This is a genomic window from Pseudomonas cedrina subsp. cedrina (genome assembly GCF_001983175.1).
In the GTDB taxonomy this organism is placed as follows: Bacteria; Pseudomonadota; Gammaproteobacteria; order Pseudomonadales; family Pseudomonadaceae; genus Aquipseudomonas; species Aquipseudomonas cedrina.
Genome location: NZ_MNPW01000028.1, coordinates 1 through 16,211 on the forward strand (window position 1 = coordinate 1; position 16,211 = coordinate 16,211).

Here is a 16,211-nt window from a genome sequence, read left to right on the forward strand (position 1 = left end):
GTGGCGAAGCCGCCCCAATAAAGGCATCGCCGAGCTTCAGGTAGAATCCGGTCGCCTGGTTTGGGGCTGCTTCGCAGCCCAGCGCGGGACAAGCCCGCTCACTACAAAGATGTGTAGATACCTATGCTGCGATAGCGGTACATCAGGTAAACATGTGCCAACTGGCCCACCGCCATCGCAGGCAAGCCAGCTCCCACATTTTGAGCGGTGTTGGGTTAGTGAGGGCGGTGTAAATCAGGCGCCCAGGCTGATGCCATTGGCCGGCAGCGGCAGCGCAGTCTTGTAGCGCACCTGCTTGAGCGCAAAGCTCGACCGGATATTGGCAACGCCCGGCACCTTGGTCAAAAAGTCCATCATGAAGCGCTCCAGCGCCTGGATCGTCGGTACCAGCACGCGAATCAGGTAGTCCGGGTCGCCGGCCATCAGGTAGCACTCCATCACTTCCGGGCGGTCGGAGATCGCGCTTTCGAACTGCTGCAACGCCAGTTCGTTCTGCTTTTCCAGGCTCACGTGGATGAACACGTTGACGTGCAGCCCCAGCAGGTCGGCGTCCAGCAGCGTGACCTGCTCGCGAATCAGCCCCAACTCCTCCATCGCCTTGACCCGGTTGAAGCACGGCGTGGGCGACAGGTTGACCGAACGGGCCAGGTCGGCGTTGGTGATGCGGGCGTTCTCCTGCAGGGCGTTGAGAATGCCGATATCGGTACGGTCCAGTTTGCGCATGAGACAAAATCACCTGTTTATTATGTTTATGCAGTTTTTTTATCCGCAAATGGTCGCCAGCGCAACGAAACACAGATAAATATTCTTCTACGCCCCGCCTATGATTGTTGTAGGACAAGATTTCTCCTATCCGGAGCCTGACTGTCAGCTAGCGCGCCCACTACAAGAAATTCACAAGATAGAGCGTAGAAAGCCATGAACCAGCCATACGAACCGCTGCGCCTGCACGTCCCTGAACCCTCGGGCCGCCCAGGCTGCAAGACCGACTTTACCTACCTGCGCCTGACCGACGCCGGCCTGGTGCGCAAACCCGCCATTGACGTAGAACCCGCCGACACCGCCGACCTGGCCAAGGGCCTGATCCGCGTGCTCGACGACCAGGGCCAGGCGCTCGGCCCCTGGGCCGAAGGGGTGCCGGTCGAGATCCTGCGCAAAGGCATGCGTGCCATGCTCAAGACGCGGATCTTCGACAACCGCATGGTGGTCGCCCAGCGTCAAAAGAAAATGTCGTTCTACATGCAGAGCCTCGGCGAAGAAGCCATCGGCAGCGCCCAGGCGCTGGCGTTGAACATCGATGACATGTGCTTCCCCACCTACCGCCAGCAAAGCATCCTGATGGCCCGCGAAGTGCCGCTGGTGGACCTGATCTGCCAACTGCTGTCCAACGAGCGTGACCCGCTAAAGGGCCGCCAGCTGCCGATCATGTACTCGGTGAAAGACGCCGGTTTCTTCACCATTTCCGGCAACCTCGCCACCCAGTTCGTACAGGGCGTGGGCTGGGGAATGGCCTCGGCGATCAAGGGCGATACCAAGATCGCCTCCGCCTGGATCGGCGACGGCGCCACCGCCGAATCGGACTTCCACACCGCCCTCACCTTCGCCCACGTGTACCGCGCCCCGGTGATTCTCAACGTGGTCAACAACCAGTGGGCCATCTCCACCTTCCAGGCGATTGCCGGCGGTGAAGCCACGACTTTCGCCGGACGCGGCGTGGGATGCGGCATCGCCTCGCTACGCGTGGACGGCAACGATTTCATCGCCGTGTACGCCGCTTCCGCCTGGGCCGCCGAACGTGCGCGCCGCAACCTGGGGCCAACGCTGATCGAGTGGGTCACCTACCGCGCCGGTCCGCACTCCACCTCGGACGATCCGTCCAAATACCGCCCCGCCGACGACTGGAGCCACTTCCCGCTCGGCGACCCGATTGCACGTCTCAAGCAGCACCTGATCAGGATTGGCCAGTGGTCCGACGAGGAACACGCGGCGGTCAGTGCCGAACTTGAAGCCGAAGTCATCGCGGCACAAAAGGAAGCCGAACAGTACGGCACCCTGGCCGGCGGCCAGATCCCGAGCGCCGCAACCATGTTCGAAGACGTCTACAAAGAGATGCCGGAGCACTTGAAGCGCCAGCGTCAAGAGCTGGGGGTCTGACATGAACGATCACAACAACAGCATTGAAGTGGAAACCGCCATGACCACCACCACCATGACCATGATCCAGGCCCTGCGCTCGGCCATGGATGTGATGCTCGAACGCGACGACAACGTGGTGGTGTTCGGTCAGGACGTCGGTTACTTCGGCGGTGTGTTCCGGTGCACCGAAGGCCTGCAGACCAAATACGGAAGCTCGCGGGTGTTTGACGCACCCATCTCCGAAAGCGGCATTATCGGCGTCGCGGTGGGCATGGGCGCCTACGGCCTGCGCCCGGTGGCCGAGATCCAGTTCGCCGACTACGTCTACCCCGCCACCGACCAGATCATCTCCGAAGCGGCGCGCCTGCGCTATCGTTCGGCCGGCCAGTTCACCGCGCCGCTGACCATGCGCATGCCGTGCGGCGGCGGTATCTATGGCGGCCAGACCCACAGCCAGAGCATCGAAGCGGTGTTTACCCAGGTGTGCGGGCTGCGCACAGTGATGCCGTCCAACCCGTATGACGCCAAGGGTTTGTTGATCGCCTCGATCGAAAACGATGACCCGGTGATCTTCCTCGAACCCAAACGCCTGTACAACGGCCCGTTCGACGGCCATCACGACCGCCCGGTAACCCCTTGGTCCAAACACCCGCAAGCCCAGGTTCCGGACGGCTACTACACCGTGCCGCTGGACGTGGCCGCCATCGTGCGCCCAGGTTCGGCCGTCACTGTGCTGACCTACGGCACCACCGTGTATGTGTCGCAAGTGGCCGCCGAGGAAACCGGCATTGACGCCGAAGTCATCGACCTGCGCAGCCTGTGGCCGCTGGACCTGGACACCATCGTCAAGTCGGTGAAAAAGACCGGCCGTTGCGTGGTGGTGCACGAAGCCACGCGCACCTGCGGCTTTGGCGCCGAGTTGGTGGCGCTGGTGCAGGAGCATTGCTTCCACCACCTGGAAGCGCCGATCGAACGCGTCACCGGCTGGGACACCCCCTACCCGCACGCGCAGGAGTGGGCGTATTTCCCAGGGCCGTCCCGCGTGGGCGCGGCGTTGAAACGGGTCATGGAGGTCTGAATGGGCACGCACGTTATCAAGATGCCGGACATTGGCGAAGGCATCGCGGAAGTGGAACTGTCGCAGTGGCATGTAAAGGTCGGCGACCTGGTTGTCGAAGACCAGGTGCTGGCGGATGTGATGACCGACAAGGCGATGGTGGACATCCCCTCGCCGGTACACGGCAAGGTGATTTCCCTTGGCGGCGAGCCCGGTGAAGTCATGGCCGTGGGCAGTATTCTGATCAGCATCGAAGTGGAAGGCGCGGGTAACGCCAAGGACGCGCCTGCCGTCGCGCAGCCGGTAAAAACCGCGCCCGTCGTGCAAAGCAAGCCAGCGCCGGTTGAAAGCAAACCCGCGCCGATCGCAGCAGCCCAGGCGCCCGTAGCCCGTGAAGCCGGCGAGCGCCCGTTGGCCTCGCCTGCCGTGCGCAAGCACGCCATGGACGCAGGGATTCAACTGCGCCTGGTCCAGGGCACTGGCCCCGCCGGGCGGATTCTGCATGAAGACCTGGAGGCTTTCCTGCGCCAGGGCCCGGCGAAAGCGTCCGCGGCGGCCAACCCCTACGCCGAACGCAACGATGAAGAACAGATCCCGGTGATCGGCATGCGCCGCAAGATCGCCCAGCGCATGCAGGACGCCACCCGCCGCGCCGCGCACTTCAGCTATGTGGAAGAGATTGATGTCACCGCCCTCGACGAGCTGCGCGTGCACCTCAACGAGAAACACGGCGCGACGCGCGGCAAGCTGACGTTGCTGCCATTCATCGTGCGCGCCATGGTGGTGGCGCTGCGTGAGTTCCCGCAGATCAATGCGCGGTACGACGACGAAGCCCAGGTCATCACCCGCCTTGGCGCGGTGCATGTGGGTGTCGCCACCCAGAGCGACGTGGGCCTGATGGTGCCGGTGGTGCGTCACGCCGAAGCCCGCAGCCTGTGGGGCAATGCCGAGGAAATCGCGCGTCTGGCCAGCGCCGCGCGCAACGGCAAGGCCAGCCGCGATGAGCTGTCGGGCTCGACCATTACCCTGACCAGCCTGGGCGCCTTGGGCGGCATCGTCAGCACGCCGGTGCTGAACCTGCCGGAAGTGGCCATCGTGGGGGTCAACCGCATCGTTGAACGGCCGATGGTGGTCAAGGGCCAGATCGTGGTACGCAAGATGATGAACCTCTCCAGCTCCTTCGATCACCGCGTGGTCGATGGCATGGACGCGGCGCAATTCATCCAGGCCATTCGCGGCCTGCTCGAACAACCCGCCAGCCTGTTCCTGGAGTAAGGACATGACTCAGACATTGCAAACGACGCTGCTGATTATCGGCGGCGGGCCTGGCGGCTATGTGGCGGCAATTCGCGCCGGTCAACTGGGCATCCCGACCGTTCTGGTCGAAGGCCAGGCGCTGGGCGGAACCTGCCTGAACATTGGCTGCATTCCGTCCAAGGCCTTGATCCATGTGGCCGAGCAATTCCAGCAGACCATACACCACAGCCAGGGCTCGCAACTGGGCATCGAAGTGGACGTGCCAACCCTGGACATCCGCAAAAGCGTGGAGTGGAAAGACGGCATCGTCGACCGCCTGACCACCGGCGTGGCCGCACTGCTCAAGAAGCACAAAGTGCAGGTGATCCACGGCTGGGCCAAGGTGGTCGACGGCAAGACCGTCGACGTCGGCGACCAGCGTATCCAGTGCGAACACCTGCTGTTGGCCACTGGTTCGACCAGCGTCAACCTGCCGATGCTGCCGATTGGGGGGCCGATCATTTCGTCCACCGAAGCTCTGGCGCCAACGCGGGTGCCCAAGCGCCTGATCGTGGTCGGCGGTGGTTATATCGGCTTGGAGCTGGGCATTGCTTACCGCAAGCTCGGCGCCGAAGTCAGTGTGGTGGAAGCTCAGGATCGCATCCTGCCGGCCTACGACGCCGAGCTGACGCAACCGGTGAATGAATCCCTCAAGCAACTGGGGGTGAAGCTGTACCTCCAGCACAGCGTCACCGGGTTTGCCGACAACTGCCTGCAGGTGCGCGCTCCGAGTGGCGACACCCTGTCCCTGGAAACCGACCAGGTGCTGGTGGCCGTGGGCCGCAAACCCAATACCCAGGGCTGGAACCTCGAAGCATTGAACCTGGACATGAACGGCGCAGCGATCAAGATCGACAACCGTTGCCAGACCAGCATGCGCAACGTGTGGGCGATCGGCGACCTGAGCGGCGAGCCGATGCTGGCCCACCGCGCCATGGCCCAGGGTGAAATGGTGGCCGAACTGATCAGCGGTCAATCCCGCGAATTCAACCCGGCAGCCATCCCGGCGGTGTGCTTCACCGACCCGGAACTGGTGGTGGTCGGCAAGACGCCCGCTGAGGCCAAGGCCGCCGGCCTGGACTGCATCGTGTCGAGCTTTCCGTTCGCCGCCAATGGCCGCGCCATGACCCTGGAGTCGAAAACCGGCTTTGTGCGGGTGGTGGCGCGCCGTGACAACCACCTGATCGTCGGCTGGCAAGCCGTGGGGGCCGGCGTGTCCGAGCTGTCCACCGCGTTCGGCCTGAGCCTGGAAATGGGCTCGCGCCTGGAAGATGTGGCCGGCACCATCCACGCCCATCCGACCCTCGGCGAAGCGGTGCAAGAGGCCGCATTGCGGGCATTGGGCCACGCGTTGCACCTGTAAAACCGCGGCGGGGCCATCGCAGGCAAGCCAGCTCCCACAGGGGAATGCATTCCAAATGTGGGAGCTGGCTTGCCTGCGATGACGGTGGATCACTCAACACAAGTACTCAATGGTCCGCCCACCTGCTCCCACACGGGCCAAGAATGCAGTATTGTTGCGCCCATTCAGTAAAAAACCGACTTGACCAGAGATAGAGGGTGTCATGGGTAACGAAAGCATCAATTGGGACAAGCTGGGTTTTGACTACATCAAGACCGACAAGCGGTTTCTCCAGGTCTGGAAAGATGGCGAATGGCAAGCTGGCACCCTGACCGACGACAACGTGCTGCACATCAGCGAGGGCTCCACCGCCCTGCACTATGGCCAGCAATGCTTTGAAGGCCTCAAGGCCTATCGCTGCAAGGACGGCTCGATCAACCTGTTCCGCCCGGACCAGAACGCCGCCCGCATGCAACGCAGCTGCGCCCGCCTGCTGATGCCGCACGTGTCGACCGAAGACTTCATCGACGCCTGCAAACAAGTGGTCAAGGCCAACGAACGCTTCATCCCGCCGTACGGCAGTGGCGGCGCGCTGTACCTGCGCCCGTTCGTGATCGGCACCGGTGACAACATCGGCGTGCGTACCGCGCCGGAGTTCATCTTCTCGGTGTTCTGCATCCCGGTCGGCGCCTACTTCAAAGGCGGCCTGGTGCCGCACAACTTCCAGATCTCCACCTTCGACCGCGCCGCGCCACAGGGCACCGGCGCCGCCAAGGTCGGTGGCAACTACGCCGCCAGCCTGATGCCCGGCTCGGAAGCGAAGAAATCCGGTTTCGCCGACGCGATCTACCTGGACCCGATGACCCACTCCAAAATCGAAGAAGTCGGTTCGGCCAACTTCTTCGGGATCACCCACGACAACCAGTTCATCACGCCGAAGTCGCCGTCGGTACTGCCAGGCATCACCCGCCTGTCGCTGATCGAGCTGGCCAAGACTCGCCTGGGCCTGGACGTGATCGAGGGCGAAGTGTTCATCGACAAGCTGGACCAGTTCAAGGAAGCCGGCGCCTGCGGTACCGCGGCCGTGATTTCGCCGATCGGCGGCATCCAGTACAACGGCAAGCTGCATGTGTTCCACAGCGAGACCGAAGTCGGCCCGATCACCCAGAAGCTCTACAAAGAGTTGACCGGTGTGCAGACCGGTGATGTGGAAGCGCCAGCGGGTTGGATCGTCAAGGTCTGATCACACACCAGCCACACCACAAAACCCTGTGGGAGCTGGCTTGCCTGCGATAGCGGTGTATCAGTCATAGCATTGGCTGCTGACACACCGCTATCGCAGGCAAGCCAGCTCCCACAGTTGATTTTTGGTGCTCTCAGGAATGAGCAGGAATATTCACCGCAATCTTTTTCCCCATACTGACCCTGGGCTCCACCCCATACCCCAACGCCTCATAGAACCCCACCACCGCCTCATTGCCGCCGGTGATCTGCAGGTTGATCTTCATGCAGCCCAGCGCGGTCAATGCCTGTTCCGCATGCCGCACCAGCGACGAGCCCAGGCCATGGCGCCGATAGCCTGCGTGCACCGCCACCGAATACAGCCAGCCCCGATGCCCGTCGTACCCGGCGAGAATAGTGCCGACTACGGTCTTTTTATCCGTCGCGACAAAGAATAACCCGTCATTGACCGCCAGCTTCTTATCGATCGCCAGGCTCGGCAGGTTATGCGCGGTGTCGTAGCCGAACGCCTCCTGCCACAGTTCAATCACTTGCGCCCGATGCTGACGGTCGCGATAGAGCCCGATAGGGTGCCGGGACAGCAGTGCCTTCTCCATGACCAGGGTACGCTCGTTGCCATGGTAGACATCGCGCACGGTATGAAACCCCAGCCTGGTATAGAACGGCTCGGCGGTCAGCGACGACGGCACGCTCAGCACCGTCACCCCGGCTTCACGGGCGCGCAACTCGATCTCGATCATCAACACGCGGCCGATGCCCTGCCCTTGCAACGCGGGATTGACGAACACCGAGCGCACCACATTCGCGTCGAGTGCCGCAGTGGCGACGATCACCTGATCTTGAACCGCCACCAGCACCACACGGCGCTTGAGCAGATCCAGCACCGCGTCCGGCGAAAAGCTACGCGCGACCCGAGCAATCACATCCGCCGGATAATCCCGTGCATTGCTGCTGTGCAGCGCCGCCAGGATGACCTGGCTGATCCCCTCGGCATCGGCGGGTTGGGCAAGACGAACGACGGTGGACATGATTGCTCCTGGCTGACGGCAGTTTGGCAAACGCCACAATACCAAGGTGGAAGCTGGCTTGCCTGCTCCCACCTTCAGGCAGCCAGTTGACCGCTGGCAATCGCCGCCGAAGCGGCCACCATCGCCCTTAACAACACCGCACAGCCCGCCGCCAGGTCGTCCGGTGCGGCGTTCTCGATTTCGTTATGGCTGATGCCGCCCTCACAGGGCACGAAAATCATGCCGGCCGGGCCCAGCTCGGCGACGAATATGGCGTCGTGGCCTGCGCCGCTGACGATGTCCATGTTCGACAAGCCCAACCCATTGGCGGCATCGCGCACGGCGTCCACGCAGCCTTTGTCGAAGTACAGCGGTGGAAAGTCCGCCGTGGGCTGCATGTCGAAACTCAAGCCGTGCTTGGCGCAGGTCGCGTCAATCACCGTGCGCACCTGGGCAATCATCGCGTCCAGCCGCGCCGGCTCCAGATGACGAAAGTCCAGCGTCATGCGCACTTCCCCCGGAATGACGTTGCGCGAACCGGGGTAAGCCTGCAGGCAACCGACGGTGCCGCATGCGTGGGGTTGATGCCCGAGCGCCGCCGCGTTGACCGCCGCCACCACGGCGGCGGCGCCGACCAGGGCGTCCTTGCGCAAGTGCATCGGCGTCGGCCCCGCATGCGCTTCAACGCCGCGCAGTGTCAGGTCGAACCACTTCTGCCCCAGGGCGCCGAGCACCACGCCGATGGTTTTTTTCTCGTCTTCCAGAATCGGCCCCTGTTCGATATGCGCCTCGAAATAGGCGCCCACCTTATGTCCGCTGACCGGGCGCGAACCCGCGTAGCCGATTGCGTTCAGCGCATCGCCCACGCTGACGCCGTCCACATCCACCTTGGCCAGGGTATCGGCCAGGGTGAACTTCTCGGCGAACACGCCCGAGCCCATCATGCACGGAGGAAAGCGCGAGCCCTCTTCGTTGGTCCACACCACCACTTCCAGCGGCGCCTCGGTTTCCAGCTTCAGGTCATTGAGGGTGCGCAGTACTTCCACGCCGGCCAGCACGCCGAAGCAACCGTCGAATTTGCCGCCGGTAGGCTGGGTGTCGATATGGCTGCCCGTCATGACCGGCGGCAGGTCGGGGTTGCGCCCCGGGCGACGGGCGAAGATGTTGCCGATGCCATCGATGGTCACGGTGCAACCGGCCTCTTCGCACCACTGCACAAACAGGTCGCGGGCCTGGCGGTCCAGGTCGGTGAGGGCCAGACGACACACGCCGCCTTTTGGGGTGGCACCGAGTTTGGCCAGGTCCATCAGCGACTGCCACAGGCGGTCGCGGTTGATATGCCGGTGGGTGGATTGCAGAACGTCGAGGGCAGCGTTCATGAGGGTCTCCTCAGGTTTCATTTTTATGAATTGACTCGGTCACCTGTGGGAGCTGGCTTGCCTGCGATCGCGGTGTATCAGGCAATACAGCATCAACTGACAGTCCGCTATCGCAGGCAAGCCAGCTCCCACATAGGCCGTATTTACAAAGGGGCTTTAACGGCGACGGGGCTGACCCCACGCTTGGCATTCAGCCCGTAATACAACACACCGCCCAACGCCGAACCGGTAAACCAGCCGTAGCTGTAGAACCAGCTGAACGCATCGCTGCCCAGGGACAGCAAGGTCAGCACCACCGGCACGCCAAAGGCGATAAAACCACTCCAGTTCCACGCCGGGTATACGTCGTCGCGGTACAGGCCGGCGAGGTCGAGTTGCTGTTTGCGGGTGATGAAATAGTCCACCACCATGATCCCGGCGATCGGGCCGAGCAGGCTTGAATAGCCGAGCAACCAGTTGGAATAGACGGTTTCCAGGCTCACATCGGAAACGATCAGGCCGATTTTTTTCAGCAGCTCATGGCCCATCAGCACCAGCCCGACCAGGCCGGTCAGGATCACCGCCGTGGTGCGGTTGATCAGCTTGGGCGCGATGTTCTGGAAGTCGTTGGTGGGCGAGACAATGTTCGCCGCGGTGTTGGTGGACAAGGTTGCGACGATGATCAGCGCCATCGCCACGGCCACCCACACCGGGCTTTGGATATGGCCGATCAGCGTCACCGGGTCGGACACGCTCACACCCACCAGCTTCACCGAAGCGGCGGTCATGATCACGCCCAGCGCGGCGAACAGGAACATGGTCAGCGGCAGGCCGAAAATCTGCCCCAGGATCTGGTCCTTCTGGCTTTTGGCGTAGCGGCTGAAGTCGGGAATGTTCAGCGACAAGGTGGCCCAGAACCCCACCATCGCCGTCAGGCCGGCCATGAAGTAACCGGTGAGGCTCGCGCCTTCGGGACGCTTGGGCGGGATCGCCATCAGCTCGCTGAGGGACACATTCGGCATCGCCCACACCAGCAGGCCGATGCCCACCGCCACCAGCAACGGCGCCGACAAGGTTTCCAGGCGTTTGATCGACTCGGCGCCGCGCAGCACCACCCATAAATTCAGGCACCAGAACACCATGAAGCCAATCACTTCGCCGGTGCCGCCGAGGGACTTCCAGCCCTCGAAAATCGAGCCCAGGAACAGGTGAATCGCCAACCCGCCGAACATGGTCTGGATGCCAAACCAGCCGCACGCCACCAGCGCCCGGATCAGGCACGGCACGTTGGACCCAAGGATGCCGAACGAGGAGCGCAACAGCACCGGAAACGGTATGCCGTACTTGGTGCCGGGGAAGGCGTTGAGGGTCAGCGGGATCAGCACCACGATGTTGGCCAACAGGATCGCCATCAGCGCTTCACCCACCGACAAGCCGAAATACGCGGTGAGCACCCCGCCCAAGGTATAGGTGGGCACGCAGATCGACATGCCGACCCACAAGGCGGTGATATGCCATTTGTTCCAGGTACGTTCGTGCACCTTGGTCGGTGCCATGTCGTGGTTGTAGCGAGGGCTGTCGAGGACGTCGGGGCCGGCGTCGAGTTCGTACAGGCCGTTGCGTTCAATGACTTGCGATCTGTTCTGTTGCATGGCCGCTCCACGGTTTTTCGAATTATTTTTGCTCATCCAACGCTGTGCGCTGGATGGCCGGAGTACCTCGTAAACAACATGACATCACGGGCCCGGCCAGTCGCCACTGCACTCAATTTCCGTGCCGACCAGCCGCCTCGAACCCGCACCGCTTATATAACTCGCTGATGTTTATCAGCTTTCCGACTGGCCCTTGGGTACTTGTCGCACGCCTCAGGCTGGAGAATGCGGAAGTTGCCGGACGTTCAGGACTCAATCTGGTGCAACACAATTATTTTTATTTAACGGCGCCGTCAAGGGGCATGTCCCAACCGTCTGATTTGCAATAAGAAATATTGCTCAACTAAAGAACCTGTCAAGTGCGTCAAAATGGTGAGCAAGCGCAACATTTTGGTGATTTGTAATATTTATCGTTTTAAATCAAATAGTTAAATTAAATATAAACATATAAAAAATAGGCTTGCCCAATTGAAAAACTCGGGCTAGCTTCTATTCCTGTCACCGATGACAGGAATAAACCGACCATCGGCAAACAGCATTACAACACTTAGAACTGGCATAAGCCGGTCAAGCCTGTGAGGAGCTCGACATGTCGCTGTTGATCCGTGGCGCCACCGTTATTACCCATGATGAAAGTTACCGCGCCGATGTTTTATGCGCAGGCGGTCTCATTCAAGCCATTGGCACGAACCTGGATATGCCCGCCAGCACTGAACTGCTCGATGGCAGCGGTCAGTACTTGATGCCTGGCGGTATCGACCCCCATACCCATATGCAGCTGCCCTTCATGGGCACGGTGGCCAGCGAGGATTTTTTCAGTGGCACGGCGGCAGGCCTGGCGGGCGGCACCACGTCGATCATCGACTTTGTGATTCCCAACCCCCAGCAATCCTTGATGGAAGCCTTTCACCAGTGGCGCGGCTGGGCGCAGAAGTCCGCCGCCGACTACGGCTTTCACGTGGCGATCACCTGGTGGAGCGAGCAGGTGCGCGAGGAAATGGCGGAACTGGTCAGCCACCACGGCATCAACAGCTTCAAGCACTTCATGGCCTACAAGAACGCGATCATGGCGGCGGACGACACCCTGGTCGCCAGCTTCGAGCGCTGCCTGGAGCTGGGCGCGGTGCCCACCGTGCATGCGGAGAACGGCGAGTTGGTTTACCACCTGCAACGCAAGCTGATGGCCCAGGGCATCACCGGGCCGGAAGCTCACCCGCTGTCGCGGCCGTCCCAGGTCGAAGGTGAAGCGGCCAGCCGCGCCATTCGTATCGCCGAGACCATCGGTACGCCGCTGTACCTGGTGCACGTGTCCACCCAGGAAGCGCTGGATGAAATCACCTACGCGCGCAGCAAGGGCCAGCCGGTGTATGGCGAAGTCCTCGCCGGCCATTTGCTGCTGGACGACAGCGTCTATCAGCACCCGGACTGGCAGACCGCCGCCGGTTACGTGATGAGCCCGCCGTTCCGCCCACGCGGGCATCAGCAAGCGCTGTGGCGTGGCTTGCAATCGGGCAACCTTCACACCACCGCGACCGATCATTGCTGCTTCTGCGCCGAGCAAAAAGCCGTCGGTCGTGACGACTTCAGCAAGATCCCCAATGGCACCGCCGGTATCGAAGACCGCATGGCGCTGCTGTGGGATGAAGGGGTCAACAGCGGGCGCCTGTCGATGCAGGAGTTCGTTGCGCTGACTTCCACCAACACCGCGAAAATCTTCAACCTCTACCCGCGCAAAGGCGCGATCCGCGTGGGCGCCGATGCCGACCTGGTGTTGTGGGACCCGCAGGGCACACGGACGATTTCCGCCAAGACTCACCATCAGCAGGTCGACTTCAACATCTTCGAAGGCAAGACCGTGCGCGGCGTGCCGAGCCACACCATCAGCCAGGGCAAGCTGGTCTGGGCCGATGGTGACCTGCGCGCGGAGCGTGGCGCCGGGCGGTATGTGGAACGGCCGGCGTATCCGGCGGTGTTTGAGCAGTTGAGCAAGCGGGCGGAGCGTTCCAGACCCACTGCTGTGAAACGCTGAAAGCGGCCTTCGGCCTATCGCGGGCAAGCCCGGCTCCCACATTTGAACTGTGTGAACCCGATCAAATGTGGGAGCTGGCTTGCCTGCGATAAGGCCGGTCCAGGCGCCAAAAAAACCCAATGCCCGCCAGAGGCAAAAAACACCGTGAGGCCAACACCGTGATCCAGACCCTGACCCACCTCCCCCATCCCGTCGAGGACGGCGCAACGCTCGCCAGCCATTTCACCGACCTGGCGCCACCGCTCAACGCCCGCCAGGCCCAGTTGGAAGCCTCGCGCTGCCTGTATTGCTACGACGCACCGTGCGTGAATGCGTGCCCCAGCGAGATCGACATCCCGTCGTTCATCCGCAGCATCCACACCGAAAACATCCAAGGCGCGGCGCACAAGATTCTCTCGGCCAACATCCTCGGCGGCAGTTGCGCGCGGGTCTGCCCCACCGAGATCCTGTGCCAGCAAGCCTGCGTGCGTAACAACGCCGAAGAATGCGCCCCGGTGCTGATTGGGCTGCTGCAACGCTACGCCATCGACAACGCGCACTTTCGCGAACACCCCTTCCAGCGCGCCGCGCCCACCGGCAAGCGCATCGCCGTGGTCGGCGCCGGGCCGGCCGGTTTGGCCTGCGCCCATCGCAGCGCCCTGCACGGCCATGACGTGGTGATTTTCGAAGCCCGCGAAAAAGCCGGCGGCCTGAATGAATACGGGATCGCCAAGTACAAGCTGGTGGATGATTTCGCGCAGAAGGAACTGGATTTCCTCTTGCAGATCGGCGGCATCGAGATCCGTCACGGCCAGCGCCTGGGCGACAACCTGACCTTGAGCGAACTGCACCAGCGATTCGACGCGGTCTTTCTCGGCCTCGGGCTTGCCGCAAGCAAGCAGCTCGGCCTGGCCCACGAGGACGCCCCCGGCCTGCTCGCCGCCACCGATTACATTCGCGAACTGCGCCAGGCCGATGACCTGACCCAGCTGCCCCTGGCCGACCGTTGCATCGTGCTCGGCGCCGGCAATACGGCCATCGACATGGCCGTGCAAATGGCCCGTCTCGGTGCCCGCGATGTGAACCTGGTGTACCGCCGGGGCCTGGCGGACATGGGCGCCACTCACCATGAGCAGGCTATCGCCAAGGCCAATCAGGTACGCCTGCTGACCTGGGCCCAGCCCGAAGAAGTCCTGCTGGACAGCCAGGGCCATGTACGCGGCATGCGCTTTGCCCGCACCCGCCTGGAAGACGGCCGCCTGCGCCCCACCGGCGAAACCTTCGAACTGGCCGCCGATGCGATCTTCAAGGCCATCGGCCAAGGGTTCGACGGCGAAGCGCTGCACGACCCGCTGGCCCAGCAACTGCACCGCGTCGGCGAACGGATTTTCGTTGACGAACAACTGCGTACCAGTATTCCAGGCGTGTACGCCGGCGGCGATTGCGTCAGCCTCGGCCAGGACCTCACCGTGCAAGCGGTGCAACATGGCAAGCTGGCGGCAGAAGCCATGCACGCCCAACTCATGCTGAATGTGGAGGCTGCGTAATGGCCGATCTCTCGATTGTATTCGCCGGCATCAAGGCCCCCAACCCGTTCTGGCTGGCTTCCGCGCCGCCCACCGACAAGGCCTACAACGTGGTCCGCGCCTTCGAAGCGGGCTGGGGCGGCGTGGTGTGGAAAACTCTGGGTGAAGACCCGGCGGCGGTCAATGTGTCGTCGCGCTACTCGGCGCACTACGGTGCCAACCGTGAAGTGCTGGGCATCAACAATATCGAGTTGATCACCGACCGATCCCTGGAGATCAACCTGCGGGAAATCACCCAGGTGAAAAAGGACTGGCCGGACCGCGCCTTGATCGTGTCGCTGATGGTGCCGTGCGTCGAAGAATCCTGGAAAAACATCCTGCCGCTGGTGGAAGCCACCGGTTGCGATGGCATCGAGCTGAACTTCGGCTGCCCCCACGGCATGCCGGAGCGCGGCATGGGGGCGGCGGTCGGCCAAGTGCCGGAATACGTGGAACAGGTGACGCGCTGGTGCAAGACCTATTGCTCGCTGCCGGTGATCGTCAAGCTCACGCCGAACATCACCGACATCCGCGTGGCGGCACGGGCGGCCTACCGTGGCGGCGCCGATGCGGTGTCGCTGATCAACACCATCAACTCCATCACCAGCGTCGATCTGGAGCGCATGGTCGCGCTGCCGATGGTCGGCACCCAGAGCACCCACGGCGGTTACTGTGGTTCGGCGGTGAAGCCGATTGCGCTGAACATGGTTGCCGAAATTGCCCGCGACCCGCAGACCCAGGGCCTGCCGATCTGCGGCATCGGCGGCATCGGCAACTGGCGCGACACAGCTGAATTCGTGGCCCTCGGTTGCGGTGCGGTGCAGGTGTGCACCGCGGCGATGCTGCACGGGTTTCGGATTGTCGAAGAAATGAAGGATGGGCTGTCGCGCTGGATGGACAGCCAAGGCTACGCGAGCTTGCAGGCATTTTCCGGGCGGGCGGTGGGCAACACCACCGACTGGAAATACCTGGACATCAACTATCAGGTGATTGCGAAGATCGACCAGGCGGCCTGCATTGGTTGCGGGCGCTGCCATATCGCCTGTGAGGACACGTCGCACCAGGCGATTGCCAGCGTGAAACGGGCGGATGGCACGCACCTGTATGAGGTGATCGATGATGAATGCGTGGGCTGCAATCTGTGCCAGATCACCTGCCCGGTGGCGGACTGTATCGAGATGGTGCCGATGGATACGGGCAAGCCGTTTTTGAATTGGACGCAGGATCCGAGGAATCCTTATCGGGAGGCGGTGTAGGGCTTGAGACCGCTATTGAAGCGGTGGGGTATTTGGTATCTACACAACTCTGATGTTGCCTTGAAACCTGTGGCGAGGGAGCTTGCTCCCGTGGCGGCCTTCGGGCCGACCATGTGGCTGGGGTTGGCCGCGTACATATCCATTTCTGCGGTAACGGCGGCTATTGGTTCCGCCCTTACGGCCAGCCCTTTCAAGGTCTTTGATAAAATCCCCCAAAACTCCAGTCAGGGTGACGAAAGCGATGTGGGCAGAAGTTCTAGCGCGGTTTGAGAAAAAAGCACCGGCCAGTGTC

General features: G+C 62.4%; 12 protein-coding genes. 8 read left to right on the forward strand and 4 right to left on the reverse strand.

All coding sequences use genetic code 11. From position 1 onward, the window contains the following. Positions 1-234: 234 nt before the first annotated feature. Positions 235-723: a Bkd operon transcriptional regulator BkdR gene (gene bkdR / locus BLL36_RS29580; protein ID WP_076955126.1), complete on the reverse strand. Its 489-nt coding sequence runs from the start codon at positions 721-723 to the stop codon at positions 235-237. 195 nt (positions 724-918) lie between these two features. Between bkdR and BLL36_RS29585 the strand changes: the two genes are divergently transcribed. The 5 genes from BLL36_RS29585 (at position 919) to BLL36_RS29605 (ending at position 7,074) form a co-directional block, all read left to right on the forward strand. Continuing rightward, positions 919-2,154 (forward strand): 3-methyl-2-oxobutanoate dehydrogenase (2-methylpropanoyl-transferring) subunit alpha, encoded by a 1,236-nt coding sequence (locus BLL36_RS29585; protein ID WP_076955127.1) that lies wholly within the window; start codon positions 919-921, stop codon positions 2,152-2,154. Position 2,155: 1 nt separating this feature from the next. Beyond that, positions 2,156-3,214 carry an alpha-ketoacid dehydrogenase subunit beta gene (locus BLL36_RS29590; protein WP_053138622.1) on the forward strand — a complete coding sequence of 353 codons (1,059 nt, stop codon included), beginning with the start codon at positions 2,156-2,158 and terminating at the stop codon, positions 3,212-3,214. Then, positions 3,215-4,468, forward strand: a complete 1,254-nt coding sequence (locus BLL36_RS29595; RefSeq protein ID WP_076955128.1) for a dihydrolipoamide acetyltransferase family protein — start codon at positions 3,215-3,217, stop codon at positions 4,466-4,468. It begins immediately after the preceding gene. 4 nt (positions 4,469-4,472) lie between these two features. Further along, positions 4,473-5,852: a dihydrolipoyl dehydrogenase gene (gene lpdA, locus BLL36_RS29600; protein WP_076955129.1), complete on the forward strand. Its 1,380-nt coding sequence runs from the start codon at positions 4,473-4,475 to the stop codon at positions 5,850-5,852. Positions 5,853-6,054: 202 nt separating this feature from the next. Beyond that, the gene (locus tag BLL36_RS29605; RefSeq protein ID WP_076955130.1) at positions 6,055-7,074 is read left to right on the forward strand and encodes a branched-chain amino acid aminotransferase; all 1,020 of its coding nucleotides are present in this window, start codon (positions 6,055-6,057) and stop codon (positions 7,072-7,074) included. Between the two features lie 133 nt (positions 7,075-7,207). Here BLL36_RS29605 and BLL36_RS29610 read toward each other — a convergent pair whose 3' ends face one another. The 3 genes from BLL36_RS29610 to BLL36_RS29620 all read right to left on the reverse strand — a co-directional run bounded on the left by BLL36_RS29610 (position 7,208) and on the right by BLL36_RS29620 (position 11,090). Beyond that, positions 7,208-8,101 (reverse strand): GNAT family acetyltransferase, encoded by an 894-nt coding sequence (locus tag BLL36_RS29610; protein WP_076955131.1) that lies wholly within the window; start codon positions 8,099-8,101, stop codon positions 7,208-7,210. A gap of 74 nt (positions 8,102-8,175) precedes the next feature. Beyond that, complete coding sequence (locus BLL36_RS29615; RefSeq protein ID WP_076955132.1) at positions 8,176-9,459, reverse strand: Zn-dependent hydrolase; 1,284 nt, start codon at positions 9,457-9,459, stop codon at positions 8,176-8,178. A gap of 143 nt (positions 9,460-9,602) precedes the next feature. Beyond that, positions 9,603-11,090, reverse strand: a complete 1,488-nt coding sequence (locus tag BLL36_RS29620) for an NCS1 family nucleobase:cation symporter-1 (RefSeq protein ID WP_076955133.1) — start codon at positions 11,088-11,090, stop codon at positions 9,603-9,605. Between the two features lie 589 nt (positions 11,091-11,679). On the opposite strand from BLL36_RS29620, the gene hydA reads away from it, so the two are divergent. The 3 genes from hydA to preA all read left to right on the forward strand — a co-directional run bounded on the left by hydA (position 11,680) and on the right by preA (position 15,919). Further along, a complete protein-coding gene (gene hydA / locus BLL36_RS29625; protein ID WP_076955134.1) occupies positions 11,680-13,119 on the forward strand; it encodes a dihydropyrimidinase in 1,440 nt (479 codons plus the stop codon). A gap of 158 nt (positions 13,120-13,277) precedes the next feature. Then, positions 13,278-14,645: an NAD(P)-dependent oxidoreductase gene (locus BLL36_RS29630; RefSeq protein ID WP_076955137.1), complete on the forward strand. Its 1,368-nt coding sequence runs from the start codon at positions 13,278-13,280 to the stop codon at positions 14,643-14,645. Then, positions 14,645-15,919, forward strand: a complete 1,275-nt coding sequence (gene preA, locus BLL36_RS29635) for an NAD-dependent dihydropyrimidine dehydrogenase subunit PreA (RefSeq protein ID WP_076955135.1) — start codon at positions 14,645-14,647, stop codon at positions 15,917-15,919. Before BLL36_RS29630 ends, preA begins: the two co-directional genes overlap by 1 nt. Positions 15,920-16,211 lie beyond the last annotated feature (292 nt).